Source organism: Pseudonocardia abyssalis (assembly GCF_019263705.2).
Lineage (GTDB): Bacteria > Actinomycetota > Actinomycetes > Mycobacteriales > Pseudonocardiaceae > Pseudonocardia > Pseudonocardia abyssalis.
In genome coordinates, this window is sequence record NZ_JADQDK010000001.1 from 5,203,476 (window position 1) to 5,229,220 (window position 25,745).

Consider the following 25,745-nt stretch of genomic DNA (forward strand, 5'->3'; position numbering starts at 1 on the left):
GGATCATCCGGTCCGGACGCGGTCCGCGGTAGTGCGCCGGCCGCGGAGCAGGAACGCGGCACCCAGGACGAGCAGCACGGGGATGAGCACGAGGACCCCGAACGGCACGGCGAGCACGAACATCGGCACCACGATGACCGCGGCCGCGACGGCGCAGACGACGGCGAGGCCCGTGCCGACGACGCCGACCCGGCGCCCGGCCGTGGCCAGCCCGACGAGCCAGCCCGCGGCCCCGATCCCGGCCGTGGCGACCAGACCGATGATGACGGTGTCGAGCGCGGTGATCACGGCGAGCTGGTCCTGCGCGCCGGGAAGGTCCTCACCCATGCCTGCGGTGACCGAGCTGTACTTCGCCAGCGACATCCCGCCGATCAGGATCCACGCCGCGGCCGAGACCAGGCCCAGGGCGTCCCCGACCCGGCCGGCGACCGACGCGCCGCCCCGCAGCCGGCCCACGGCCAGCACCAGGACGAGCATGCCCAGCCCGAGCCCGCCGAAGATCACGCCCTCGACGGCGCCGTTCCACGGTGCGGCCGCGATCCGGTCGGCCACCGGGGCGTCGTCGGGGTACTCGGAGAACAGGAGTGCGACCGCGAGGGGCTGGCCGAGGTAGGCGACGGCGGCGCCCAGCGCGCCCCATCCGGCGGTGCGGTGGAGCGCGCCGTCGGTGCGGGGCGGTCGGACGGGGGTGGTGGTCATGGCGGTCTCCGATCGTCGGTGGAGGTGCCGACGATCCGGGCGACCGTTCCCGGGAGACCAGTGATCCCCGTTCCCGGGTCAGCTCGCGATGTAGCTCTGCAGCTGCTCGCGCTCGGCCTCGAGCATGTCGATCCGGGTCTTCACCAGGTCGCCGATGCTGACGATGCCGGCGAGCGCCCCGTCGACGACGACCGGCAGGTGCCGGAAGCGTCCGGTGGTCATGACCCCGGCGAGGCTCGCGGCGTCGTCGTCGGGGGAGCAGGTCGTGACGGAGGTGGTCATGATGTCGGTGACCCGCGCCTCCAGGACGGCAGCGCCGCCCGCGTGCAGGCGCCGCACCACGTCGCGCTCGGAGACGATCCCGACCAGCCGGTCGTCCTCGACGACCGGCAGCGCACCCACGTTGCGCTCGGCGAGCAGGCCCAGCAGCTCGGCCACCGTCGCGGTGGGGAGGACGGTCACCACCTCGGTGCCCTTGTTCCGTAGTACGTCCGCTATGCGCATGGCGTCCCCGATCCGTCGTTGGATGCACCGAGGGTACGAACGTGGCCGGGGTCACGGAAGACCCCGGCCACGGACGGGCTACTGCGCGAGCGGGACGGGCTACCCGCAGACGACCCGCGGAGAGGGGTTGTAGCGGGTGGTGGTGGTCGGGTCGGTGCGGACCTCACCGGTGCGGACGTCGGTCAGGCGCCGCGTGTCGGTGATCGTGAACCCGGGTGCGCCCTGGCTGGGGTTGCAGTCCTCGCCCGCCGGGACGTTGACGGTGTTGGGGCTCGTCGGGTTGGTGCGCGGCCCCGTCTGCGACTCGACGTCGTAGTACTTGGTGCCCAGCAGCCGCACCGTGATCGACGACGGCGTCCACACCGTCTGGATGAGCACCGCGGTCGGCGTGTCGTTGCGGAACCGCATGTCGATGGTTCCGTCGGAGATGGTCGCCTCCCGGCCCGGGGGGTAACGGCTGATGTAGAAGCTGTGCGCGCGGTGCTCGACGTCGGTCATGCCGGCGAAGTAGGCCGCGTTGAACAGCGTCGTGGACACCTGCGACGCCCCGCCCGCGATGCCGCGGGCGGGCTGGCCGTTGTCGATGACACCGGCCTCGACGTACCCGTTGGCCGGGGTCCGCGGCCCGCTGGCGGCATCCAGGCTGAACGTCTCGCCGGGGGCCACGACCATGCCGTTGATCAGCTCGGCCGCCCGGCGGATGTTGATGCCGGAGTCCGCGGCGAACCCGCCGGTCTGGAACTCGCTGATCACACCGGCGCTGCCGAGGGACTGCAGCTCCTCGGTGGTGACCTCGGCGGGCTGGTCGGCGTAGACCGCCGTGATCTGCCGCGGGCCCGTACCGGTGAGCACGGTCAGCAGATCGGCCAGCGTGGCGTCGTAGTCGACACCCCGGCCGTCCTGCGACGGGACGACGGTGGCCGGGGTGGTGGAGAAGTCCAGGCTCGCGTCGACGGGCTCGCGCTCGGAGCCGGCGAGCTGGTCGTCGAGGGCGTCGGTGATGACGGTCGGGTTGAGCACCGGCTCCAGACCGCCCGTCTCACCGGGCTCGAAGGTCAGTGCCTGGGCGATGACGGCGGGCTCCAGCACGCCCTCCGAGCCCTCCTCGCCGACGACCGTGACGGGGGCCGACACGGCGGGGCCCGCGACCTGCTCGATCGCGTTCGCGACGTCCTCGGGGGTGGTGAGGGCGGGCACCGCGATCAGCGGCAGGGCCACCGGACGGCCCGATGCCCAGTCGCGCGAGAGCACGTCGACGGCGGCGGGCTGGTCGAGGTGCTGGCCGGGCACCGGGTCGACGGGGATCGGCGTGACGCCCTCGAACTGCACGGTGCCCTCGACCGGGACCTTGTCGACGATCGGCAGGAGCTCACCGAGTGCACCGTCGACGGCCGCGCGGTCGACGGCGGTGGCGACGCCGAGCTCGCGCTGGGTGAAGAACGACGTGATCCGGGTGATCGGGTTGAGCGGCTGCTCGCCGGCGCGGGCGAGCGTGCCGGCCCAGTCGACGGACAGGCCCGCCGTGATGGGGTCGATCTGGGTGGTGACCTCGCCCGCGGTGACCTCCACCGGCACCGTGGTGCGCGGCTCGATCTCGGTGCGGAGTTCCTGCTCGGCGTCGACCAGGCTCATCCCGCCGACCGCCACGCCCGCCACGGTGACCCCGCGGGGCACCGATCCGGAGCTGATCAGCAGGTCGGCGACGTAGACGATCGCCAGCACGGCCACGACCGCGGCGACGATCAGCAGCGGCAGGCGCCGCCGCGACCGTCCGGTCGACGGGGGCTCCCCGCCCGAGGGACGGCTCGGCGGCGTGTCGGCCGCCGCCGCGGCGACGGGGATGCGTTCGGTGGGCGGGTCGGCCGGTCCGGTCGTGGAGGGTGCCGCAGCGGCACCCTTGCTGATCGGAATCACCTGCGTCGCCTCGGAATCCCAGTTCGGTGTGCGCTCGGTCGGCGCGGGGTCGGTCTCGGTGGGCGCCGCGTCGGGGGCCGCCGCAGCTGCGGCCGCCGGTACGGCGACGGTCGGCGCGTCGGTGCCCGGCCGGGGCGTGGGCCGGGTCGGGCCCTCCTCCGCGGCGGGTACCGGGGTGCGGACCGTGTCGTCGGCCGGGGCGGGCGTCGGTGCCGGGCGCGGACGTGGCCGCGGGGTGGCCGCGGGGACGGCGGTGGTCGTCGCCTCGACACCGGAGGGGGTGTCGGCGGGCTCGGCCTGCTGACCGCTGTCGGCCGCCGGGGCGGCCGGGTGCATCGACGGCCCGTCACCGGGCGGGGTGATCGGGTCGAACAACGACCGCGGGGCCGGGTGCGCCGGAGGGGCGTCGGCCGGGACGTCCGGCGTGGGGACCGCAGCGGGACGGTCCGCGGCGGGGGCGTGAGCGGGGACATCGGCGGCAGGGACATCGGCGGCGGCGGGGACGTCCCCGGCGATGCCGACCGCGCGGTCTCCGGTCATCACCGGCTCACCGCCGTCGGGCACCTCGTCCCCCGGCCCGGCCGGAGCGGGATCGACGGCCGCGGGCTCCGCAGCCACCTGATCGGCCACCTGGTCGGCGACCGGCGCGGGCGTGCCCCCGGGCGTCTCCCGGGCAGCCGGGGTGGCTCCGGTCCGGGCACCGTCGTCGACCGGGACCCCGTTCCCGGGCGCCCCGTTCCCGGGCGCCCCGTTGCCGGGCGTCCCGTTGCCGGGGGAGCCGTTCTCGTGGGTGGAGCTCCCGTTGGTCGACCCGTCCGTCTCGGGACGCGTCGTCGCCTCGCCGGGCGAGGACTGCCGCTCGGGCATGTGGTCCGACTTCCCCTCAAACACGCGACCGGGCCCCCTGGCTCCGATCGTCACCGCCGTCGCACGGCCTACATGTACAGGCCGGTGCCGTGCTCCGTCCGCTCGGTGGCGACGGCATGGAGCTCACGTTCCCGCATGACGAGGTACGTGGACCCCTGAACCTCCACCTCGTACTGGTCGTCCCGCGCGAACAGCACGCGGTCCCCCACCTGGACGGTGCGGACGTGGTGCCCGATGCCGAACACCTCTCCCCAGACCAGACGCTTGGCGACCGCTGCGGTTGCCGGGATCACGATTCCCGCGTTGCTGCGGCGCTCCCCGGTGCCCTCGGTGTCGCGCACCATCACCCGGTCGTGCAGCATCTGGATCTCGAGCTTGTCCTGCACCGCGCAGATGCTACGGGCCCCCGCCGACGCCCCGACGGGCGCCCGCACGGCTCCCGGAAACTGGAAAGCCCCGCGGTGCTGTCAGGTCGGGGGTCCGACAGCACCGCGAGGCTGTACTGGGAATCGGCCTCCGGGCCCGAACCGTTAGCGTCCGCGGCCGCCGCATCGGCTTTTCACCCGTTCGGCGCAGCGACGGTCAGGTCTGGGCCAGGAGGTACCGGCCGAAGTGCGGCACGGTGAACGCGATCTGGCCGCGCTGCGCGGAGAAGACGAGGCCCTTCTTGAGCAGGCTGTCGCGGGCGGGCGACAGGGAGGACGCCCGCCGCTCCAGGTGCTCGGCGATCCCCGAGGTCCCGACGGGCTCGTCACGGCCGTCGGCCAGCTCGGCCATCGCGCGCAGGTACTCGCGCTCGGCCGGGGTGGCGCGCTCGAAGCGCGACCCGAAGAAGCCGACGGCGAGCTCCGCCTCCGCCTCCGGCGCGGCCATCTTCACGTCGGCCGCGCAGATCGGGGTGCGCGGCGCGGCGTCCCACGCGGCCTTGCCGTAGGCCTGCACGAAGTACGGGTAGCCACCGGAGCGCTCGTAGAGGGCGTCCAGGGCGTCGACGTCGAACGTGGCGTCCTCGCGCTCGGCGGGGGCGAGGAGGGCGAAGTCGGCGTCGGCGCGGTCGAGCTGGCCGATCCGGGCGTAGCGGAACAGGCGCTCCGAGTACGACTTCGACGCGGACAGCACCGCGGGCAGGTGCGGCAGCCCGGCGCCCACCACCACCAGCGGCGACCGCGACTGCGACAGCTCGTGGCACGCCGCGCACAGGGCCGAGACGTCGTCGGCGCGGAGATCCTGCATCTCGTCGATGAGGATGGCGACGCCGGTCTCCAGGTCGGCCGCGAGCGTCGCGACCTCGGTGAACAGCTCGACGAGGTCGATCTCGATGTCGCCGGAGTCGGCTTTGCCGGTGCGCACCGGAACGTCGATGCCAGGCTGCCAGCGGTCGCGCAGCTTGGCGTCGGCGGGGGCGGAGCGCAGCGCGAATGCCTTGAGGACGCCGAGCACCTCGTCGACGCGCTCGCCGTCGGGATGGCGGACGGCGAGGTCGCGGATCGCGCGGTGCAGGGCCGCGGACAGCGGGCGTCGCAGGTCGGCGTCCGGCCGGGCCTCGATCTTCCCGGCTCCCCAGCCCGCACGGACGGCCATCGACCGCAGCTCGCCCAGCAGCACGGTCTTCCCGACGCCGCGCAGCCCGGTGAGCACGAGGCTGCGCTCCGGACGCCCGCGCGCGACGCGCTCCAGGACGATCTCGAACGCGTCGAGCTCGCGGTCGCGGCCGGCGAGCTCGGGCGGCCGCTGGCCGGCGCCTGGGGCGAAGGGGTTGCGCACGGGGTCCACGGATCGGACGGTATCCGCGGTTCTCGGTGAAACCGTAGACATCGCTATCGAAGGCGATGGCGTGTCGTCGATCGGTCCGTATCCGGCTCTCTGGTGTCAACCGGAGAAAGAAGTAGATTCGGCTACGCCCGACGGGTCGCCGCGTCGGCCAGGCAGAACAGGCCGAATGCGGCGATCCCCGCGGCCACGACGATCAGCAGTCCCGCCCCTGCGACCGACGACCCGAGCACCCGCAGGGCCGCGTCCAGCCCGCCGGCGCGGCCGGGGTCCGACGAGATCGCCGCGGTGCCCGCGAGCACGCCGATCGCCCCGAGCGCGAGCGCGCGCGACAGGTGCCCGGCGACGCCCAGCCAGGCGATGGCGGCGCGCGCGACCGGCCCGACCCGGCGCAGGTCGAGATCGCCGAGGAAGGTGCGGCGCACGCCCGTGTACGTCATCGCCACGGCGAGCCCGAGCACCCCCACCGCGGCCGCCCCGAGCAGCACCCGGCCGAACGGCAGGCCGAGCGCGGTGGCGGCGAGGGAGCGGACCGCGGTGTCGCCACCGGGGCGGCGGATACCGAGCAGGTAGTCGAGGACGACCAGCGCGAGCCCGCCCGTCGCGATCGCCTTGGCCACCGCACCGAGTCGCTTGCGGACCCGCTCGCCGCCATGCACCCAGCGGAACCCGAGCGCGGCGGCGCTGACCTGCCACAGCGCGAACGCCGCCAGCCCGACGGCTCCGAGTGCGAGGGTGATGAACCCGCCGGGGGTGCGGGCGACGGTGCCGATCGCGCCGTCCGGGTCGGCCGGGGCCACGGGGGCGCCGAAGGCGACCTGCAGGGCCAGCCACGCGACGAGCAGGTGCACCAGTCCGTACCCGACGAGCCCACCGCGCCCGAGCGCGTCGACGATCGGTCCGGGCGCGTCGGAGGGGCCGCCCCGGACGAGGCGACGCAGGCGGACGAGCGGGCCGGTCACCCGCCCATCTTCCCGTCCCGCCCTTCCTCGCGAATTCTTCGGCTCTCTAGCGTCATCGGCAGATGTGTACAGAGAGCCCGATCTGGTTGGCTGGTGCGATGACCGAGATCGTCACCGAGGGCAGCGGCTGGTTCGAGCAACCCGGCGACCGTGCGGAGCTCGACGTCGGGTTCGCCGCCACCGCGAAGACCCGTTCGGCGGCGGTCACGGCACTCGGCGGGCAGCTGGCCGCCGCGGCACCCGCGCTGGAGGCCGACGGGCTCACCGTGGAGCACCGCAGGCTCTGGGTGCACAACGAGTGGCGGCGCGACCGGGTGGTGGGCTGCCGGGCGGGCGAGGACGTCCGGCTCGTCGTCACCGACGTCACGGTGTTGGAGGAGGTGCTCGCCGCTCTGATCGGGGCCGAGCCGACCAGCCTCGACGGCCCGCGCTGGGTGCTGACCGACCCCGCCGCCGCACGCCGGGAGGCACAGCGCCGGGCCGTCGCCGACGCGCGCGACCGCGCCGAGGGCTACGCGGCCGCGCTGGGGGTCACGTTGGGCGGCCTGCTGCGCCTGTCGGAAGCACCGGACCATCACCCGTCCGGGTTGTCGATGCGGATGGCCATGGCGAAGGACGCCACGGCACCGGACGTCCGTGAGCTGGGTCTGGAGCCCGAACCGGTCCGCGTCACGGTGCAGTGCACGACGACGTGGGCCACCTCTGCGTAGTCGACGGCGTAACACTGCCGTGTCGGGCGCGAAAGAGAGTCGTGGACCTGCCGCTCCGACGACCGACCGCAGCGCTGCGGCGCACCCTCGGGTGGGTCCAGCTGATCCTCGCCGTCGGGGTCGTCCTCGCGGCCGTGGTCCTGGGGCACCTCGTGCAGTCCCGGGTCGAGGCGCGTGCCGCCGGCACGACCGCGCGGCAGGAGGTCGTCACCCCGACCGCCGAGTCGTCGGTCACCGGCGGGGGCGCCACCGGTGACGGATCGCTCGCCGCGCTCGGCACCCTGCTCGTCGGCGCGACGCTGGTGGCGTGCATCGGCACCGTCGGCCGCCGCCGCCTCGACGACAGCGAGAGCGACCGCTGGGCGTCGGACTGGGCGCGGGTCGAGCCCGTGTGGAGCGGACGCGTGACCGAGGGCTTCTAGGACGCCTTCCGGTCCCGGGGATCCACGATCTCGCCCTCGATGACGGGCGTGTCCCGCGGGGCGGGCTCGTCCACGACCGTGCCGTCCACGACCCGTCCTTCGGAGTGGATCCGGGCCGTCTTCAGCCCGGGGGCGCGCTGCTCCGCGGCCGTGACCAGCCGCCTGCGCACGAGTGAGCGGGTGGGTGGAAGCAGCAGCAGCAGCCCGGCCAGGTCCGTGACCAGGCCGGGGACGAACAGCAGCACCCCGCCCGCCGCCACCAGCAGCCCGTCGGTGACCTCCGTGTGCGCCACCCGGCGGTTGTTCACGGCCTCGGCGAGCGCCTGCGCGGCCCGTACCCCCTCCCGGCGGGCGAGCCAGAGCCCGAGCAGGGAACCGGCCAGCAGGACCACGATCGTCCAGCCGAGACCGATCACCGAGCCGAGCGCTACGAGGGCGACGATCTCGACGACGAGGTACAGGAGCACGAACGGCATATCCGCACAACGCGCGAGGGGCCGTTCGTGCTCCCGTCGATCTGTCACGACTTGGTGTCACCTCGTGAGCGCGAGTCCCGGCGCGAGGACGCGGCCCGGGTCGAGCCGGTCGCGGACGGCGAGCAGCCGCTCGCGGTCGGCGTCGCCCCAGAGCCGGGCGACGCGTTCGGGACCCGCCGCGCCGAGGAAGTTGAGCAGGGCGCCGCGGGCGGCCCACGGCGCCATCCGGTCGACGACGGACTGCGTGATCGCGGGCATCGTCTCGGCCAGCGGACCCGCCGTCGGACCGAGGGCCCACACCGAGAACGCGGCGTCACGGCCCGCGACGGCGTTCGGCACCGCGGCCGGACGGCCGAGCGCCCCGCCGAGCTGACGCAGCTCCACCATGATCAGCGGGACCACGGCGTCGGGCCCCGCGATGGCCAGAAGCTCGTCGACGGCCTCGGCGGGCAGCTCGCGCAGCGTGGTGCCCCGGTCCCAGGTCGGCATCGGGTCGGTGGGGTCCATGTGGATGGAGTCGACGGCGGCGAACGGCATGTCGGTGACCAGGTCCATCAGGGCCGGGGCCACCGCCCGCATCGGGGCGAGCAGGGCCGCGCCCTCCTCGGCAGGGCCGAGGTGGGCGACACGCAGGTGGACGACGAACTGCCCGCGCAGCGGTTCGGGCAGGGTCGGCAGCGGGGGCAGCCGCAGCAGCGCGACCGAGGTCGTCGTCTCCTCGGGCAGCGTCGCCACCCACGTGCGGTAGGCGTGCAGGACGTCGGCCGCCACCGCGCCGGGGAAGAAGATCCCGCCGCCGTACAGGCGCGCGACGGGCACCAGGTCGAACTCCAGCTCCGTGACGATGCCGAAGTTGCCGGAGCCGCCGCGCAGCGCCCAGAACAGGTCCGGGTCGCTGATCGCGTCGACGTGGCGCACCTCGCCGTCGGCGGTCACGAGCTCGACGGACCGGACGTGGTCGGCCGCGAAGCCGTGGCGCCGCGCCAGTGGGCCGAGCCCGCCGCCGAGGGTGTAGCCGACGACGCCGACCCCGCTCGCGGACCCGCTGAGCGGCGCGAGGCCGAACGGGGCCGCGGCCTCGATCACCTGGGCCCAGCGCACCCCGGCCCCGACGCGTGCGGTGCGGGCCGCCGGGTCGACCGCGACCGCGGACATCCGGTGGGTGGTGACGAGGACGGTCCCGGCGAGGTCGGACACCAGGCCGTGGCCGGTGGACTGCACGGCGACCCGGAGGCCGTTCGCCGTCGCCCAGCGCACGGCGGCGACGACGTCCGCGGTGCCGGTGGCGCCGACGACCACGGCCGGCCGGGCGGTGTGGGTGGTGTTGAACGCGGCGACCTCGACGGCGACGCGGGGGTCGGCGCCGTCCAGAACCGGTCCGCTCACCTGCGGGACGAGATGGGTGGAGGCGGTCACGACGACACCCGCTCCATGTCGAAGTTGATGTCGCTCCCGGTCAGCGACGTCACGGTGACGGTCACGTCGAAGGGGCCGGCGGCGTCGGTCGCGCCGCAGGTGAGGACCGCGCCGACGGTGCCGTCGAGGTCGTCGGGGCAGTCGGCGGTGGCGGCGCCGAGCTGCGACACGATCTGCTGCTCGACGGCGTCGGCCGGCGCGGAGGTGCCGCACGCGGTGAGGAGGGTGAGCCCGGCGGCGGCGAGCAACAGCATGGGGCGGGGGTGGGGCGAGGTCATCGAGGTCTCCGGGTACGTCCGGCGGCCGGTCGGCTGCCGTGGTGGGGACACCGTGCGACGCCGGCCTTGCGGGCGACTGGCACCGACTTGAGGCCGACTACGGGCCCAGTCGGACGAGGTCGGCGCGGGCCCGGTCGGCCCATGGCCAGGCACCCACGGCGGTGTCGACGCGGACGGCCTCGGTGAGGTGCGTCCGTGCCGCCGCCACGTCGCCGGTGCGGGCGGCGAGGCGTCCGAGCACCCCGTGCACCGAACCCCAGGCGGCGTTGGCGGTGCCGGCGACGACCAGCTCGGCGGACTGCGGGAGCAGCTCGCGGTAGAGCCGCGCGGGATCGGGGGCACCGAGCGCGGCGGCCACCTCGCCCCACGCGCAGCGCAGGAAGTCGGTGCTCCAGTCGACCGGGATGTCCACCTCGGTGCGCGCCAGCAACCGCCGGGCCCCGTCCGCGTCGCCGAGCTCGACGAGCGCGAGCAGCGCGACCGGCCGGAGCACCGGGAAGTCGTTCGTGGTGCCGTCGACGAGCTCGTTCACCACCTCGTCGAGCCGACCCTGGCCGCGGCGCACCGTCATCCGCTGCACCAGCCGGCACCAGCCCGCACCCCACAGGCTGGTCCGTCGCTGCAGCGCGTAGGCCTCCTCGGCATGCTTCTCGGCGTCGTCCCACGCGCCGTGCAGCGTCGCGTGACCGGCCTCCTGGTAGCTCACCTGCGCGCGCAGCTCGGCGAGCCCCAGCTCGGTGGCCAGCCGGGAGGCCCGGGCGAGGTCGGCCCGGGCGAGGTCCGGCTCGGCGAAGCGCAGGGCCAGCGCGGCGCGGTGCAGTCGGGCCACGGCCTCGGTGTGCGCGGGCAGCCCGGAGCCGACCATGGCCAGCGACTCGTCGAGCACGGCCCGCCGCGCCGCCTCCTGACCGGGTACCCACCCGGCGAGGTAGAAGTTGTTCAGCGCGCGGCCGAGCAGCGCGACGTCGCCGAGGTCGCGCGCGATCCGGGCGGCCTCGCGGGCGGCGTCCATCCCCTCGGCCCGCCGGTCGGTGTAGCAGAGCTCGCAGGCCAGGGTGCCGAGCAGCTCGGCGCGCCGGACGCCGTCGCCGGTGCGGGCGAGCAGCTCGTCGATCCGGTCGACGACGGTCGCGTCGCTGGTGCCGTACGCGCGCCAGTTCCACAGCGCCACCCCGCCGAAGACGCCCGTCGCCTCGGCCGCGCGGTCGGCGTCACCCGCCTCGGTGGCCAGCGTGATCGCCCGCGACAGCGCCGCGTGCGCACCGACCAGGTCGCCCGCGGCCCGGAGGTCCCGGCCCAGCGCGACGAGCAGCTCCTGGACCTGGGCGGGATCGGCCAGCTCGACGGCCCGGGCGAGGTGCCCGGCCGCGGTGGCGTGGGCGAACCGGTCGCGCGCCGCGTCGGCCGCGGCGAGCGCGTGCCGCAGCGCCGCGCCCGCTCCGGCGAACGGGCCCGCGAGGTAGGAGTGGTGGGCGAGCGCGTCGAGGTGTCCGGCCACCGGCAGCCCCTCCAGCGCCTGGGCGATCCGGCGGTGCAGCCGGGCCCGCTGCAGGCGGGTCAGGCCGGCGACGATCGTCTCGCGCACCAGCTCGTGGCCGAAGCGCCACACCCAGCCGTCTCCCTCCTCCACCACCACCCCGGTGATGACGGCGGGCTCCAGCAGCGCGGCGATCTGCTCGGCGTCGATCTCGCTCGCGGCCTCCAGCACGTCGAGTGGGAACTCGCGCCCGATCACCGCGGCCATCGTGAGCAGCGCCCGGGTGTCGGCGGGCAGCCGCCCGAGTCGTCGCTCCAGCACGTCGCGGACCGAGGCGGGGATGTCGGCCGACGCGGGGCGCGCGTCGAGGCGGCGCTCGCTGCGGAGCAGCTCGATCAGCTCCACCAGGAAGAACGGGTTGCCCTCGGTGCGGCGGCGCAGCTCCCCGGCCAGCGCCGGGTCGTCGAGCCCCCGGTCGACGAGCAGCTCGCCGACCTCGTCGGCCGGCAGCCCGCCGAGGCGCAGCCGCGTGACCGACCGCTCCCTGGCCAGGTCGGCGAGCGTGTGGACGAGCGCGTCCGTGCGTTCGTCCGCGGTGTCGCGCAGGGTGGCCAGTACCAGCACGGGAGCCGCGGCGATCCGGCCGACGAGGAAGCGCAGCAGGTGCAGGGAGAGCGGGTCGGCGCCGTGCAGGTCGTCGAGTACGACGAGCAGCGGACGCTCGGCCGCGGCGACGAGCAGCGCGGCGGCGATCCGCTCGAACAGCTCGGCGCGGCGGGTGTCGGAGTCACCGGGACCGGCCATCGTCGCACCGGCGTCGGAGCCGAGTGCCCGGAGCACCTGCGTCCACGGCCACAGCGCGGGGGCCGCGGCCTCGTCGGCGCAGCGGCTCCACGCCACCCGGGCCCCGACCGCCGCGGCGGCGGCGACGGCCTCCTCGGCGAGACGGGTCTTGCCGATCCCGGCCTCGCCCCCGACCAGAACCACCGACCCGGAGCCGTCCGCGGCGGCGGACAGCCGCCCGACCAGTGCGGACAGCTCCGTCCGACGTCCGACGAACCCGGTCCGGCGCGGCGGCTCGACCGGGGCGGAGGTGACGGGGACGGGCGCCGGAACGGGCTGCGGGCCGTCGACGGTCGCGTCCTGCGTGAGGATCGCCTGCTCCAGGCGGCGCAGCTCGGGGCCGGGGTCGATGCCCAGTTCGTCGCGCAGCAGGTCGCGGCAGGTGGTGAACGCGCGCAGGGCGTCGGCCTGGCGTCCGGTGCGGTAGAGCGCGAGCATCAGCGAACCCCACAGCCGCTCGCGCATCGGGTGCACCGCGACCAGGCGCTCCAGCTCCGCGACGGCGCTCTCCGGCCGCCCGTCGGCGAGCAGCGCCTCGACGTGACGCTCCAGCGCCACCGCCCGCAGCTCGGCGAGGCGGGCGCGGTCGGCGGTCACGGCGGCGCGCTCGCCGTCGCCGAGGTCGGAGAACGGCTCGCCACGCCACAGCGCCAGCGCGTCGATCAGCAGCGCGTCGGCCTCGGCCGGTCGGCCCGCCGCGAGCAGCCGCTGACCGTCGGCGAGGAGCCGCTCGAACCGCACGACGTCGAGGTCGTCGGCGTCGAGGAGGTAGCCCGGCGGGCGGGTCAGCAGGACGCGCGGCGCGGCGCGCGGGGCGCGGTCCGGCTCCAGCAGGCGGCGCAGCTGGGAGACGTAGGACTGCAGGGTCCCGGTGGCGGTCGCGGGCGGTTCGCCGGCCCAGAGGGTCTCGTTGATGCGGTCGAGCGGCACGACCCGGCCGTGGTCGGCGAGCAGCAGCGTGAGCAGCGCGCGCAGCTTCGGGCTGCCCAGGTCGACCGGCCGTCCGTCGGAGACGACCTCCAGGGGTCCGAGTACCCGGAACTGCACGGACGCAGGGTAGGCGGCTAGAGCGTGAGCTGCCACGTGCCCGGCTCCACCGGCACGAAGCCCAGCTCCCGCATCATCCGCAGGCCGGCGGGTTCGGCCGGCTCCGCCATGAGCACGGTGCGGCAGCCCTCAGCCCGCTGCGCGGCCATCACCTGTGCGGCGAGGCGCCGCCCGTGGCCGTGGCCGAGGTGCCGTTCGGGCACGCCCCCGCCGACGACCCGCGCCACCGGCCCCGTCCGCCGCACCTCGATGACGGCCTTGGGGTCCTCGCCCGCGGGGTCCGTCAGGTCCTCCAGCGTGTACCGGACCGTGCCGTCGGGACCCGTGCCCCGGTGCGGCGTGCGGCGCATGAGGTGCGACTCGGCCATGCCGCCAGTGTGCCGGGTCGACTTGTGGCCGGCTTGCGGCGCGCTGGTGCCGCGGGACGCAGTCCGCGCCAAGCGCCCGCGCGCACGATCCCGGCATGACCACGACAGATCCGTCCCTGGACATCTCCGGCAACGACGTCCGGGGCTTCCTGCTCATGCACGACCAGATCCGCGCCGTCGTCCCGGAGGCGGCCCGCCACGTCCGGGCCCTGCGCCCGGGCGACCGCCGCGCCGCCCGGGCCCTCGTCCGCTGGTGGGCGGTGTTCTCCCGGGCGCTGCACCACCACCACGTCGCGGAGGACACCGAGCTCTGGCCGCTCGTGCTGGCCACCGCCCCCGAGCTGGCCGCGGAGGTGCGGCGCCTGGAGGCCGAGCACGCGCCGCTCGACGCCGACCTCGCGGCCGTCACCACCGCCCTGGAGCGGATCGGGACCCTCGCGGAGCCCGGGTTCCGGCCCGCCGCCGAGGAGCTGGCGGCCGCGCTCTCCCGTCTCGACACCTACCTGCGCCGCCACCTGGCCTCGGAGGAGGAGCTCGTGCTGCCCGTCATGCGCCACCGCATCGGCGCGGCCGACTGGACGGCGCTGGAGAAGGCACTGGCCGACCAGGGACACGGCCGCGACACCTCGGTGCTGCTGCCGATGTTCCTGGCCTACTCCCAGCCCGACCGCGTCGCGTTCCTGCGTGACCGACTGCCGGCGCCGGTCCTCGTGCTGCACGACCTCGTGCTGGGCCCGAGGTACCGGCGCCTGCTGAAGAAGCTTCCCGCCGCTACCAGGTGAGGGCGAGCCCAGGGTCGGTGAGCAGCGCGCCGACGTCGGCGAGGAAGCGGGAGCCCTGCTCGCCGTCGACGAGTCGGTGGTCGAACGACAGCGCGAGCTGGCACACCGTGCGCACCGCCAGCTCGCCGTCGACGACCCACGGCGTCGGCTTGATCGCGCCGACCGCCAGGATCCCGGCCTCGCCCGGGTTGAGGATCGGCGTGCCGGTGTCGACGCCGAACACGCCGACGTTGGTGATCGTGAACGTGCCGCCCGCCATGTCGGCCGGCGGCGTCCTCCCCGACCGCGCCGTGGCCGTCAGCTCGCCCAGCGCCGACGCCAGCTCGCGCAGGGTGAGCGTGTCGGCGTCGCGGACGTTCGGCACGATCAGCCCGCGCGGGGTGGCCGCGGCGATCCCGAGCTGCATCCGGTCGAAGTAGACGATCTCGCCCGCGGCCTCGTCCCACCGCGCGTTGAGCTCCGGGGTGCGTCGCGCGGCCAGGCACACGGCCTTCGCGACGAAGGCCAGCGGCGTCAGCTTCACCTCGGCGTACTCGCGGGTGGCGCGGAGCCGGTCGCGCAGCGCCATCGTGGCCGTGACGTCGACGGCCAGGAACTCCGTGACGTGCGGCGCGGTGAACGCGCTGCTCACCATCGCCGCCGCGGTGTGCTTGCGGACGCCGCGGATCGGCTCGCGCCGGACCCCGCCCGTGGAGGCGACGGCGGCGGGGGCGACCGGGGCGGGTGCGGCGACGTGCGCCTGCACGTCCTCCCGCGTGATCACGCCCCCGGCGCCGGAGGGGGTGACGGCCCGCAGGTCGACCCCGAGGTCCCGCGCGAGCTTCCGGACCGGCGGCTTGGCCAACGGCACGACGGACGCCCCGGCGGTCACAACGTCCCCCGGAATGGCAGTAAAGCCACTTTCCTGCCGTGAGGTGGCAGCAAAGTGGCTGTGCTGCACCGGGGCGGGGGGCGGAGGGGCCGCGGGCGGCGCGGCGGCCGTGGGCGGTGCGGGGGTGCCGCGGCGGGGGCGGCGGGTCTGGGCGCCGGGGCGCGGGCCGTAGCCCACCAGGTTGGCGATCCGGCCGTCCTTGCCCGGCTCGCCGATCTTCGCGCCCTGCTCCTCCTCCACCGGGGCCGCAGGGGCGGGGGCCGCCTCGGCGGTCTCGATGCTGATGATCGGCGACCCGACGGCGACGGTCTGCCCCGGCTCCACCAGCAGCTTCCCGACGGTCCCGGCGTACGGCGACGGCAGCTCCACCGCGGCCTTCGCCGTCTCGATCTCGCACAGGATCTGGTTGACCGTGACGACGTCACCCGCGGCGACGTTCCACGTGACGACCTCGGCCTCGGTCAGCCCCTCGCCGACGTCGGGCATGGCGAACTCGCGCAGCATCGCGGTCACCAGCCCATCGAGCGGTCGACGGCGTCCAGCACCCGGTCGAGGTCGGGGAGGTAGTCCTCCTCGCACTTCGACGGCGGGTACGGGGTGTCGAACCCCGTCACCCGCAGCACCGGGGCCTCCAACGAGTGGAAGCACTCCTGCTGCACCCGCGCGCAGACCTCCGCGGCCACCGACGTCTCCGACGGTGCCTCCGCGACCACGACGAGCCGCCCGGTGCGCCGCACCGAGTCGAACACCGGGCCGAGGTCGAGCGGGGACAGCGTGCGCAGGTCGATCACCTCGATGTCGTGGCCGTCGGCGACCGCGGCCTCCGCGGCGTCGAGGCAGGTCTTGAGCACCGGCCCGTACCCGGCGATCGAGAGCGACGAGCCGGGCCGCGCGACCCGCGAGGTGTGCAGCGGCTGCGGCTCGGCGGTCACGTCGACCTCGGCCTTCTCCCAGTACCGACGCTTCGGCTCGAAGAAGATCACCGGGTCGTCGCTGGCGATGGCCTGCTGGATCATCCAGTAGGCGTCGACGGGGTTGGAGCACGCGACGACCTTCAGTCCCGCGACGTGCGCGAACAGCGCCTCGGGCGACTCGCTGTGGTGCTCGACGGCCCCGATCCCGCCGCCGAACGGGATGCGCACGACGACCGGCATCGGCACCTTGCCCTGCGAGCGGAAGTGCAGCTTCGCGAGCTGGGAGACGATCTGGTCGTAGCCGGGGAAAACGAACCCGTCGAACTGGATCTCGCACACCGGCCGGAACCCGCGGATCGCCAGGCCGACCGCGGTGCCGATGATGCCGCTCTCGGCGAGCGGGGTGTCGAGCACGCGCTGCTCGCCGAAGTCCTTCTGCAGCCCGTCGGTGACGCGGAAGACGCCACCGAGCTTGCCGACGTCCTCGCCCATCACCAGGACCTTCGGGTCGCGCTCCATCGCGGCGCGCAGCCCGTCGTTGATCGCCTTCGCCATCGTCAGCACGGCCATGTCAGACCCCCTCGAACGACGCGTGGTACGCCAGGAAGGCCTCGCGCTGGGCGTCGACCGCGGGCGAGCCGTCGGCGTAGACCTCCGAGAAGATCCGGTCCGCTGCGGGCGCCGGCATGTCGACGCAGTGTTGGCGGAAGCGCGCGGCGAGCGCATCGGCGTCGGCCTGCACGCCGTCGAAGAACTCCGGCTCGACGCCCAGGGAGCGCACCAGGTGCACCCGCACCCGCTCGATCGGGTCCTTGAGCTTCCACAGCTCCAGCTCGTCGGCGAGGCGGTAGCGGGTGGGGTCGTCGGAGGTGGTGTGGGCGTCCATCCGGTAGGTGAACGCCTCGATCAGCACCGGGCCGTTGCCGGTGCGGCACTCCTCCAGCGCCCAGCGCGTGACGGCGAGACAGGCGATGACGTCGTTGCCGTCGACGCGGATGCCGTCGAAGCCGTAACCCTGCGCGCGCTTGTAGAGCGGCACGCGGGTCTGGCGTTCGGTGGGCTCGGAGATGGCCCACTGGTTGTTCTGGCAGTAGAAGACGACCGGCGCGTCGTAGACCGCGGCCCAGACGAAACCCTCGTGCACGTCGCCCTGCGACGTGGCGCCGTCGCCGAAGAAGCAGATCGTGGCCTCGGCGTCGTCGCCGCCGACCCTGCCCTCGAACTTCTGGCCCATCGCGTACCCGGTGGCGTTGAGGCACTGGTTGCCGATGACGATCGTGTACAGGTGGAAGCCGGTGGCCTTCGGGTCCCAGCTGCCGTGGTCGGTGCCGCGGAAGATGCCGAGCAGGTCGGTCGGGTCGACGCCGCGGGTCCACGCCACGCCGTGCTCGCGGTAGGACGGGAACGCCATGTCCTGCGGGGCCATCGCGCGGCCGGCGCCGATCTGCGCGGCCTCCTGGCCCAGCAGCGGCACCCAGATCCCGAGCTGGCCCTGGCGTTGCAGCGCGTTGCCCTCGCGGTCGAAACGGCGGACCAGCACGAGGTCGCGGTAGAGGTTCTTCAGCATCTCGACGTCGACGTCGGCCGCGTAGGCGTCGAAGCGGGGGTCCGGCACCCGCTCGCCCTCGGGCGTGAGCAGCTGGACCAGGTCGGCCCCGCCCTCGTCGGTGCCCTTCAACCCGGCGACGACGTGGTCGTGGCCGGGGTGGGAGTCGGTGGACGTGGGCGGCGTCCAGTCCTGAGGTGTGGACACGGGTGCTCCTCGCGGTGTCGGCCCGCGTCCGGTTCGTGGCGGGCGCGGGACGGGTCGTCCGGCGTGCGCGGGCCCGGGGTGTGGGCCCACGCACGTGACGGATCCTTCCCGCCATCCTGACACGGGGAGGCGGCGGTGCGGGAGCGTCCGCGGTGGAGTATCGGTGGATCAGGCCCCGTGCTCGCGCGGGCCAGGCTGCGGCGGCCGGTAGTCGGCGGTGCCGGGCTGGTTCACCTGGGTCGGGGCGTCGTGGCCGTACGCGGTGGGCTGTCCGTAGGCGGGGTTCTGGCCGTAGGTGCTGTGGCCGTTGCCCGCGGCGCCGGGGCCCGCGGGGATCCCCGCCGCGCCCTTGGCCTTCTTCGCGACCCCGTCGATCTGGGTGCGGTACTTGCCCTTGGTCTGCTTGTCGACGAACGAGGCCGCCTGGTCGAGGTACTTCCCGGCCTTGTCGGGGTTGCTCCTGGCGTAGCGGCGGGCCGCCTCTGCGGCCGTGGCGAGGGTGGCGAGTCTTTTGAACAGGGACATCTCTTCACGGTACCCATCCCGATCGATGATCACTCTCGAACGGACGATCGTGACGCAGGGTGACTTCACGCAACGGTGACCGGCTTCCGGGTGTCGATCGGGTGACTCGATGGCAACATCCCGGCGGTAATCACACCATCGTGGAGGTTCCCCCGTGTTGCGTCGCACCATCCCAGCGGCCCTGTCCGTCGCCGTGCTCACCGTCGGACTCGCCGCGTGCGGCGGCGGAGGTGACGGTGCGGCACCCGCGGCCGAGGGCGGCGTCGAGCTCACCAACGACGGCCAGCTGACGTGGTGCACCTCGCTGCCCTACGAGCCGTTCGAGTTCCAGCAGGGCGACCAGGTCGTCGGGTTCGAGGTCGATCTCGTAGCCCTGATCGCCGAGCGGCTGAACGCCACCCCCACCGTGGTCGTCACCGCGTTCGAGGGCATCCAGTCCGGCACCGACCTCACCGTCGGCACCTGCGACCTGGCCGCCGCCGGCATGACGATCACGCCCGTCCGCGAGGAGAACTTCGACTTCTCCGAGCCGTTCTTCGACGCCACCCAGGCACTGCTCGTGCGCGGCGACTCCGGCATCACCACCGCCGAGCAGCTCGCGGGCCGCAACGTCGGTGTGCAGAACGGCACCACCGGAGCCGACTACGCCGCGACGAACATCCCGGGCGCCAACCTCATCACCTTCGAGGACCTGGGCCTGCTCACCACCGCGATCCAGACCGGCCAGGTCGACGCCGTCATCCAGGACAACGGCCCGCTGCTGAGCTTCGCCACCCAGAACCCCGAGTTCACGGTGACCACCGAGTTCGACACCGGCGAGCAGTACGGCATGGGCGTGCGCACCGGCAACACCGCGCTGCTCGAGGTCGTCAACGAGGTGCTGGCCACCTCGCGGACCGACGGCACCTACGACGCGGCGTACGAGAAGTGGTTCGGCACCGCGGCGCCGGCGAACTGAGCACGCCGTGGCACTGACCCGCCGTCAACGCACCCGGTTGTCCCGGGGGATCCAGTACGGCATCGCGGTCGCGGTCGTCCTCCTGGTGGCGTTCACCGCCGACTGGGACGTCGTCCGCCGGACGTTCTTCAACCTCGACGTCGCGGCCGGGCTGTTCCCGGCGGTCATCACGACCGCGCTGCTCAACACCCTGACCTTCACGGTGCTGGGCTTCGCACTGGCACTGGCCCTCGGGCTGGTGCTGGCGCTGATGCGGCTGTCGTCGATCGCGGTGTACCGCTGGGCCGCGGGCATCTACATCGAGTTCTTCCGCGGCCTGCCGGCGCTGCTGATCTTCATCGCGATCGGGTTCGGTGTCCCGCTGGCGTTCCAGATCCAGCTCGACCGCATCGTGACGATCACGGCGGCGCTCGGCATCGTCGGCTCGGCCTACATCGCGGAGACGATCCGGGCGGGTATCCAGGCGGTGCCGAAGGGGCAGGTCGAGGCGGCCCGGTCGCTCGGCATGTCCCCGGCGCGGACGATGATCTTCGTGGTGATCCCGCAGGCGTTCCGGATCATCCTGCCGCCGCTGACGAACGAGCTGATCCTGCTGACGAAGGACTCGTCGCTCGCGTTCCTGCTGGGCACGACCCTGACCCAGCAGGAGCTCGCCCAGTTCGGCCGGGCGGCGCTGAACCAGAACCCCGGTCTCACGCCGATCCTCGTGGTCGGCCTCTGCTACCTGATCATCACGCTGCCGCTGTCGTTCCTGGCCCGTCGCCTGGAGCGCCGGTTCGGCAGCGCGGGCCAACCCCAGGGAGCGGCAGTATGAGTGACGCGGCCGTCGTCATCACCGGTCTGCACAAGTCGTTCGGGCCCCGCGAGGTGCTCAAGGGCATCGACCTCACGGTCCCCCGCGGCGAGGTGCTGTGCATCATCGGGCCGTCCGGTTCGGGCAAGTCGACGTTGCTGCGCTGCGTCAACGTGCTGGAGGAGCCGACCAGCGGCACCGTCGTCGTCGACGGCCGGGACATGACCGACCCGGACTGCGACATCGACGCCGCCCGCCGCAGTGTCGGCATGGTGTTCCAGAGCTTCAACCTGTTCGCGCACCTGAACGTGCTGGCCAACCTGACGCTGGCCCAGCGCCGGGTGCTCGGGCGGAGCAAGGCCGACGCGGAGAAGGTGGCGCTGGCCAACCTGGAGAAGGTCGGCCTCGCGGGGCGGGGCGAGGCGCAGGCCGCGCAGCTCTCCGGGGGCCAGCAGCAGCGGGTCGCGATCGCGCGGGCACTGTCGATGGACCCCGACGTCATGCTGTTCGACGAGCCCACCTCCGCCCTGGACCCGGAGCTCGTCGGCGACGTCCTCGGGGTCATGCGCACCCTGGCCGCGGAGGGGATGACGATGCTCGTGGTCACCCACGAGATCCAGTTCGCCCGCGAGGTGGCCGACCGGGTGCTGTTCATCGACGACGGGAAGATCGTCGAGATCGGTCCGCCGTCGGAGGTGATCGGCAACCCGCAGCAGCAGCGGACCAGGGACTTCCTGGCCCGGGTGCTGCAGAAGGCCACCTGACCGACCGTCCGGGGACGGCGGGGGACAGCAGCCGCTGCGGGCCGTCCGGGACGAGGACCAGGCACTCGCCGCCGCCCGGATCGCCACCTGTGCGTAGGCGTTCCGGGCGGCGACGGACGTGTGCGGGATGCGGGCGAGCATCCGGTCGCCCCTGGTGCTACTTGGCCAGGAACTCCAGCAGGGCGGAGTTGAACTCCTCCGCGTGCGTCGCGTTGATCGCGTGCGGTCCGCCCTCGATGACGACGAGCTCGCTGTCCTTGATGGACTCGGCGCTGCGCTTGCCGCTGACCTCGAACGGCACGACGGCATCGGCGTCGCCGTGGATCACCAGCGTCGGGATCGAGATCGCGGCGACGTCCTCGCGGAAGTCGGTGCGGCCGAACGCGGTGATGCAGTCGAGCGTGCCCTTCGGCGACGCGCCCGCGGCGATGGCCTTCGCGTAGAGCCGCTGGTCCTCGCTGATCTTCAGCTCGCCGTTCGCGGAGAAGAAACTGGTGGTGAAGTCCTCCAGGAACGCGAGCCGGTCGCCCGTCACGCCGCCCTGGAACGCCTCGATGGTGGCGTCGTCGAGCCCGCCGTCGGGGTTGTCGTCGGACTTGTAGAGGTACGGCGGCACGGCGGCGGCCAGCACGGCGCGGCTCACGCGGCCGTTGTCGCCGTGCTTCGCGACGTAGCGGACGACCTCACCGCCGCCCATCGAGAACCCGACGAGTGCGGCGTCGGTGACGTCGAGGTGCACGAGCAGGGCGTGCAGGTCGTCGGTGAAGGTGTCGTAGTCGTAGCCGTCCCACGGCTGCGAGGACTGGCCGAACCCGCGGCGGTCGTAGGTGATGACGCGGTAGCCGGCGTCGATCAGCGCGGGCACCTGCGCCTCCCAGGAGCGGCCGGACAGCGGCCACCCGTGGATGAGGACGACCGGGCGGCCGGAGCCGTGGTCCTCGTAGTACAGCTCGACGGGGGCGTCGTTCTCGGTGCTGACGTTGACGGTGGCCATGCGGAACCTCCGGACGAAATCTGTTGTGCGCGACCTAACGCGCCTGTGTGGAGTACCAACCGAGAGCCACCGTCAGTAATCCCCGCCTCCCGCATCGTGGGAAGCCAGTACCGGCCGGAAGCCGTACCGCAGAGCCGCGACCGAGGTCGGGGGGGTGAGCACCGTCAGATCCCCGGCCAGGCGAGGGACGGGGTCGCACCAGCCGTCGAAGGAGAAGGCGAACAGCCGGTCGCCGAGCACCAGCCGCGGCCCGTCGGCGAGCACGACGGTCCCGTCGGGAAGGTCGGGGCCGCACCACGTGCGCCGGTCGCCCGCCCGGACCAGCCCGCGGCCGTGGCGCAGGCGTTCAGCGGCGAGCGCCCGGTTGAGGTCGCCCGCCCGCACCGGCTCACCGAGTGCCGCGGTCACCGCCTCCCGGTAGGCGAGGTAGGCGCCGTGCCGGCACTCGCCGCAGGGCCGGTGCCCCGCGGCGAGCGCCACGGCGTCGTCGAGGAAGAACAGGGGCGTCCAGCGGCCGGGCCGCGCCAGCCCGACCCGCCGGTCCCGGAACCGCGTCACGCAGGAGATCCACAGGTTGCCCCGGTGGTGCCGGACGACCGTGCCGTCGTCGTCGACGAGGCAGCCGCGGTTGCCGGTGAACATCCCCCGCGCCGGGACGGCGTGCAGGTCGCCCCACGGATCGACGCGGTTGCGCCGGGTCACGACCCGACCCTCACGGCCGGGGCAACCGGCCCATCAGGAAGAACTCCGGGTTGGGCCGCAGCGCGGTCAGGTGGGCGAGCCGGTTGGACATCGCGAACAGGGCGGTGATGGCCCCGATGTCCCAGATCTCGTCCTCGGACAGGCCGGCGAGGCGGGCGTCGTCGAGCTCGGCGTCGGTGAGTGCGGCGGAGTCGGTCCCGATCAGCAGGGCGAGGTCGACGATCGCGCGCTCGCGCGGCGACAGCGCCACGCCGAAGGGGTTGATGGCGACGCGGTCGGCGATCTCCGGGTCCTTCGTGCGCACCCGCAGGATCGCCCCGTGCGCGACGACGCAGTAGGTGCAGCTGTTCGCCCCCGACGTCGCGACGACGATCAGCTCGCGCTCGGCCTTGCTCAGTCCGTCGTTCGACTCCATCAGCGCGTCGTGGTAGTCCAGGAACGCGCGCAGCTCGCGCGGTCGCCGCGCCAGTGCCCGGAAGACGTTCGGGACGAACCCCGACTTCTCCGCGATCGCCCCGATCCGCTCGCGCAGGTCGTCGGGCATGTCGGCCAGCTCCACGTGTCCGAACCGGCTCACCTCGTGCGTGTCTCCCATGGCGTCCGACCGTAGTGCCGAGGACGATGTCGAGCCATGGACGTACCGGAGGAGATCGGCCACTCGCTGTCGGGCTGGTGCGCGCGGCAGATCCCGGAGGGCGAGCGCGAGCGCCGCCGGATCGGTTACGCCGTGCACGACGGGACCGTGACGATCAGCGACCGTCGCGCCCCGGCCCACCCGGAACTCGACGTCGAATGGAGCAGCACACCGCTGGCCCGCCTCGACGTCGACGACGCCGGGCACTGGACCCTCTACCGCCCCGACGGCGGCGGGTGGACCCGGACCTCCGACGGCCCGGACCCGATCGCGCTGCTGGAGGCTCAGGCGCCGGCCTGACCCACCGCCGACACCGCCTCGGCCGCCCGCGCGGCCGGGTTGAACTGCACGACCCGGCCCGTGGGGCCGGCGTCGGTGGTGCGCCCGCGGATCACCAGTGCCGCGGCGCGCTGCAGCACGCTGAGCAGCGACGGCGACCCCTCCGGCTGCTCGTCGGGGGCGACCACGGCGATCAACCGGGGGGCCACCGCCGTGAGCAGCAGCCGCTCGACGCCGAGCTGGGCCGCCCCGACCACGACGACGACGTCGGCGCTGTCGGGGGCGGGCAGCGCGCCGAGGAGGACGTCGCTACGGGTGAAGCAGGCGAGGCCGTAGGAGCCGGAGTCGCGCTCGTGCAACTCGTCCCACGCGGAGGCCAGCGTCGGGGCGGTGGCCCGCAGCCTGCGGAGCAGCGTGGTGCGGCGCACCTCGTCGCGCAGCTCGCGGCGGGCGGCCCCCAGCGCGTCGACGGCGTTCTCGTAGGCGTCGGCGTCGCGGCGGCGCAGCGCGTCGACGGCGACCTGGTGCTCCGGGGCGGTGACGGTGACCGCGGCCCGGTCGGCGAGCTGGTCGGCGAGCAGGCCCAGCCGGTGCCCGGCCTCGTCGGGCGAACCGTTCTCCGCGTAGTCGAGGATCGCGCTCGACACCCGGGCCGCGGAGTCGACGTCGGGCACCGACAGCGGCGAGTCGGCGGCGAGGAACAGCACGTCGTGGCGCAGCGAGCCCACGGACCGGGCCGCGTTGGCCACCAGCACGAGCCGCTCGGCCAGCGCCGAGAGGTCACCCGGCCCGCGCGGGGCCGGGACACCCATCTCGGTGCAACCGGTGACGATCCGCCCCATGCGCTCGGCGAGCTCGAGGTGGTCGAGCACGCGGAGGACGTCGGGCGCGGTGACGGGCTCGCGGTCGGCCACGCGGATGCGCCGCAGTACCGGCTGCACGTCGCGCTGCACCGTGGGTCGGAAGTACGCACGGGTGCGGCCGCCGGCCTCCAGGAACTCGTAGTAGTTGCAGAGCAGGTCGACGGCGTCGGCGGAGAGCGGCCCGAGGAACGTGACGGGCGGGGCGTTGCGCCGTGCGTGCACGATCGTCGCGGCCTGCGCGACGTCCTCCTGCGTCCGGTCGAACGTGGCGCGGTGCCGGGTGTGGATCAGGTGCCCGAGCAGCTCCCACTCCCACGGGAACTGCCGGCGGGTCCCGAGCGCGTCGAGCCGGGCGCTGACGCAGCGGGCGATCGAGGTGACGGCCTCGCGGCGGTCGGGCTCCACCCGCGACAGCAGTGCGGGCACGACGGTGCCCGCGTCCTCCGGGTGACCGGACCGGGCGGCCTGCTCGCAGAGCCTGCGCACCTCGTCGACGGGCGGCAGCGCGTCGGCCGCGGGGAGGTCCTGCCCTGCCCGGGCCCTGGCGGCCGCGGTGGAGGTGGCGAGCAGGCGGCGCAGCTCGCGCAGCTCGGCGTGCGGGATGTCGGGCAGTGCATCGACGGTGCGGCCGGTGGCCACCCCGATCCGGACCTCGTCGAGCTCGGCGTCGGTCTCGGCGGTGACGACGACGCGCCGGCCGTCGGCGACCAGTGCGGAGATCGCCGTGGCCACCTCGGCCGGCCCCGCCTCGTCGAGGACGACGAGCGCGGTGTTGCGCATCGCCGGCACGACCGACGTCGGGTCGTCGGCGGGGTGGCGCTGGGCGGGCGGGATCTCCGCCACCGACGCGGCGAGCGCCTCGGCGAGCCTGCGCAGCCCGGGGGGAGTGGAGCCCGCCCGGACGATCGTGCCGATCTGCTCCTTGGCGCGAGCCGTCGTGGGCTCGTCCTGGGCCGCCGCTGCGAGCCGGTCGACGAACACCAGGAGGTCCTCGGCGTCCTCTCCAGCAGACGCGCGATCGTGCGCGCTCCCGGGTCCGACATCCATCACCGCGGTCACCTCCGACTGTCGCCGCCCGGCATGGCAGCGATCACCCTTCGTATCGCAAGGGTCCACAGGATGTTGCACCTCCAACGAGTGGCGGGGCAATCGTGCGCCGC

26 protein-coding genes are annotated in these 25,745 nt (G+C 74.2%); 7 read left to right on the forward strand and 19 right to left on the reverse strand.

The features are described 5' to 3' along the window. Positions 1–3: 3 nt before the first annotated feature. The 6 genes from I4I81_RS25525 to I4I81_RS25550 form a co-directional block, all read right to left on the reverse strand. Positions 4–699: a hypothetical protein gene (locus I4I81_RS25525; protein ID WP_218604675.1), complete on the reverse strand. Its 696-nt coding sequence runs from the start codon at positions 697–699 to the stop codon at positions 4–6. Positions 700–777: 78 nt separating this feature from the next. Beyond that, a complete protein-coding gene (locus tag I4I81_RS25530; RefSeq protein ID WP_218604676.1) occupies positions 778–1,203 on the reverse strand; it encodes a CBS domain-containing protein in 426 nt (141 codons plus the stop codon). Between the two features lie 99 nt (positions 1,204–1,302). Next, on the reverse strand, positions 1,303–3,984 hold the full coding sequence (locus I4I81_RS25535) for a VanW family protein (RefSeq protein ID WP_218604678.1): 2,682 nt from the start codon (positions 3,982–3,984) through the stop codon (positions 1,303–1,305). A gap of 68 nt (positions 3,985–4,052) precedes the next feature. Next, positions 4,053–4,346, reverse strand: a complete 294-nt coding sequence (locus I4I81_RS25540; RefSeq protein WP_218604681.1) for a GroES family chaperonin — start codon at positions 4,344–4,346, stop codon at positions 4,053–4,055. A gap of 220 nt (positions 4,347–4,566) precedes the next feature. Next, positions 4,567–5,757 (reverse strand): ATP-binding protein, encoded by a 1,191-nt coding sequence (locus I4I81_RS25545; protein ID WP_185720951.1) that lies wholly within the window; start codon positions 5,755–5,757, stop codon positions 4,567–4,569. Positions 5,758–5,879: 122 nt separating this feature from the next. Then, positions 5,880–6,716: a DUF1206 domain-containing protein gene (locus I4I81_RS25550; RefSeq protein ID WP_218616389.1), complete on the reverse strand. Its 837-nt coding sequence runs from the start codon at positions 6,714–6,716 to the stop codon at positions 5,880–5,882. Between the two features lie 98 nt (positions 6,717–6,814). On the opposite strand from I4I81_RS25550, the gene I4I81_RS25555 reads away from it, so the two are divergent. Both I4I81_RS25555 and I4I81_RS25560 read left to right on the forward strand, forming a co-directional pair. Further along, a complete protein-coding gene (locus I4I81_RS25555; protein ID WP_218616390.1) occupies positions 6,815–7,426 on the forward strand; it encodes an SIMPL domain-containing protein in 612 nt (203 codons plus the stop codon). Positions 7,427–7,467: 41 nt separating this feature from the next. Beyond that, on the forward strand, positions 7,468–7,848 hold the full coding sequence (locus I4I81_RS25560; protein ID WP_218604777.1) for a hypothetical protein: 381 nt from the start codon (positions 7,468–7,470) through the stop codon (positions 7,846–7,848). Here I4I81_RS25560 and I4I81_RS25565 read toward each other — a convergent pair. The 5 genes from I4I81_RS25565 to I4I81_RS25585 all read right to left on the reverse strand — a co-directional run bounded on the left by I4I81_RS25565 (position 7,845) and on the right by I4I81_RS25585 (position 13,753). After that, positions 7,845–8,324 (reverse strand): FxsA family protein, encoded by a 480-nt coding sequence (locus tag I4I81_RS25565; protein ID WP_218604778.1) that lies wholly within the window; start codon positions 8,322–8,324, stop codon positions 7,845–7,847. The genes I4I81_RS25560 and I4I81_RS25565 overlap by 4 nt on opposite strands. Before the next feature lie 57 nt (positions 8,325–8,381). After that, a complete protein-coding gene (locus I4I81_RS25570) occupies positions 8,382–9,740 on the reverse strand; it encodes an FAD-binding oxidoreductase (protein WP_218604779.1) in 1,359 nt (452 codons plus the stop codon). Then, positions 9,737–10,018: a DUF4333 domain-containing protein gene (locus I4I81_RS25575; RefSeq protein WP_218604780.1), complete on the reverse strand. Its 282-nt coding sequence runs from the start codon at positions 10,016–10,018 to the stop codon at positions 9,737–9,739. Before I4I81_RS25575 ends, I4I81_RS25570 begins: the two co-directional genes overlap by 4 nt. Before the next feature lie 97 nt (positions 10,019–10,115). Next, positions 10,116–13,385: an ATP-binding protein gene (locus I4I81_RS25580; RefSeq protein WP_218604781.1), complete on the reverse strand. Its 3,270-nt coding sequence runs from the start codon at positions 13,383–13,385 to the stop codon at positions 10,116–10,118. A 17-nt stretch (positions 13,386–13,402) separates the two neighbouring features. After that, complete coding sequence (locus tag I4I81_RS25585) at positions 13,403–13,753, reverse strand: N-acetyltransferase (protein WP_218604782.1); 351 nt, start codon at positions 13,751–13,753, stop codon at positions 13,403–13,405. A 95-nt stretch (positions 13,754–13,848) separates the two neighbouring features. On the opposite strand from I4I81_RS25585, the gene I4I81_RS25590 reads away from it, so the two are divergent. Then, positions 13,849–14,535 (forward strand): hemerythrin domain-containing protein, encoded by a 687-nt coding sequence (locus I4I81_RS25590; protein ID WP_218604783.1) that lies wholly within the window; start codon positions 13,849–13,851, stop codon positions 14,533–14,535. Here the strand turns inward: I4I81_RS25590 and I4I81_RS25595 are convergent. The 4 genes from I4I81_RS25595 to I4I81_RS31470 all read right to left on the reverse strand — a co-directional run bounded on the left by I4I81_RS25595 (position 14,525) and on the right by I4I81_RS31470 (position 18,598). Further along, positions 14,525–15,910, reverse strand: coding sequence for a dihydrolipoamide acetyltransferase family protein (locus tag I4I81_RS25595; RefSeq protein WP_218616625.1), 1,386 nt, complete (start codon positions 15,908–15,910; stop codon positions 14,525–14,527). The two genes, I4I81_RS25590 and I4I81_RS25595, sit on opposite strands and share 11 nt — an antisense overlap. Positions 15,911–15,915: 5 nt before the next feature. Then, on the reverse strand, positions 15,916–16,890 hold the full coding sequence (locus tag I4I81_RS25600) for an alpha-ketoacid dehydrogenase subunit beta (RefSeq protein WP_218602995.1): 975 nt from the start codon (positions 16,888–16,890) through the stop codon (positions 15,916–15,918). A gap of 1 nt (position 16,891) precedes the next feature. After that, positions 16,892–18,073: a thiamine pyrophosphate-dependent dehydrogenase E1 component subunit alpha gene (locus tag I4I81_RS25605; RefSeq protein ID WP_218602996.1), complete on the reverse strand. Its 1,182-nt coding sequence runs from the start codon at positions 18,071–18,073 to the stop codon at positions 16,892–16,894. A gap of 168 nt (positions 18,074–18,241) precedes the next feature. Next, positions 18,242–18,598 carry an antitoxin gene (locus I4I81_RS31470; RefSeq protein WP_218602997.1) on the reverse strand — a complete coding sequence of 119 codons (357 nt, stop codon included), beginning with the start codon at positions 18,596–18,598 and terminating at the stop codon, positions 18,242–18,244. A gap of 157 nt (positions 18,599–18,755) precedes the next feature. On the opposite strand from I4I81_RS31470, the gene I4I81_RS25615 reads away from it, so the two are divergent. Genes I4I81_RS25615 through I4I81_RS25625 form a run of 3 tightly spaced genes read left to right on the forward strand, consistent with a single transcriptional unit; the run spans position 18,756 to position 21,113 of the window. Next, complete coding sequence (locus tag I4I81_RS25615; RefSeq protein WP_225926193.1) at positions 18,756–19,556, forward strand: ABC transporter substrate-binding protein; 801 nt, start codon at positions 18,756–18,758, stop codon at positions 19,554–19,556. A gap of 7 nt (positions 19,557–19,563) precedes the next feature. Continuing rightward, a complete protein-coding gene (locus I4I81_RS25620; RefSeq protein ID WP_218602999.1) occupies positions 19,564–20,370 on the forward strand; it encodes an amino acid ABC transporter permease in 807 nt (268 codons plus the stop codon). Next, on the forward strand, positions 20,367–21,113 hold the full coding sequence (locus tag I4I81_RS25625; protein WP_218603000.1) for an amino acid ABC transporter ATP-binding protein: 747 nt from the start codon (positions 20,367–20,369) through the stop codon (positions 21,111–21,113). The genes I4I81_RS25620 and I4I81_RS25625 overlap by 4 nt, the downstream gene beginning before the upstream one ends. Before the next feature lie 157 nt (positions 21,114–21,270). Here I4I81_RS25625 and I4I81_RS25630 read toward each other — a convergent pair whose 3' ends face one another. The 3 genes from I4I81_RS25630 to I4I81_RS25640 form a co-directional block, all read right to left on the reverse strand. Beyond that, positions 21,271–22,107 (reverse strand): alpha/beta fold hydrolase, encoded by an 837-nt coding sequence (locus I4I81_RS25630; protein WP_218603001.1) that lies wholly within the window; start codon positions 22,105–22,107, stop codon positions 21,271–21,273. Positions 22,108–22,179: 72 nt separating this feature from the next. Then, positions 22,180–22,809 (reverse strand): hypothetical protein, encoded by a 630-nt coding sequence (locus tag I4I81_RS25635; protein WP_218603002.1) that lies wholly within the window; start codon positions 22,807–22,809, stop codon positions 22,180–22,182. 10 nt (positions 22,810–22,819) lie between these two features. Beyond that, a complete protein-coding gene (locus I4I81_RS25640) occupies positions 22,820–23,404 on the reverse strand; it encodes a peroxidase-related enzyme (protein WP_218603003.1) in 585 nt (194 codons plus the stop codon). A 36-nt stretch (positions 23,405–23,440) separates the two neighbouring features. On the opposite strand from I4I81_RS25640, the gene I4I81_RS25645 reads away from it, so the two are divergent. Further along, positions 23,441–23,743 (forward strand): DUF3024 domain-containing protein, encoded by a 303-nt coding sequence (locus tag I4I81_RS25645; protein WP_218603004.1) that lies wholly within the window; start codon positions 23,441–23,443, stop codon positions 23,741–23,743. Here the strand turns inward: I4I81_RS25645 and I4I81_RS25650 are convergent. After that, the gene (locus tag I4I81_RS25650) at positions 23,728–25,632 is read right to left on the reverse strand and encodes a hypothetical protein (protein ID WP_218603005.1); all 1,905 of its coding nucleotides are present in this window, start codon (positions 25,630–25,632) and stop codon (positions 23,728–23,730) included. The two genes, I4I81_RS25645 and I4I81_RS25650, sit on opposite strands and share 16 nt — an antisense overlap. Positions 25,633–25,745 lie beyond the last annotated feature (113 nt).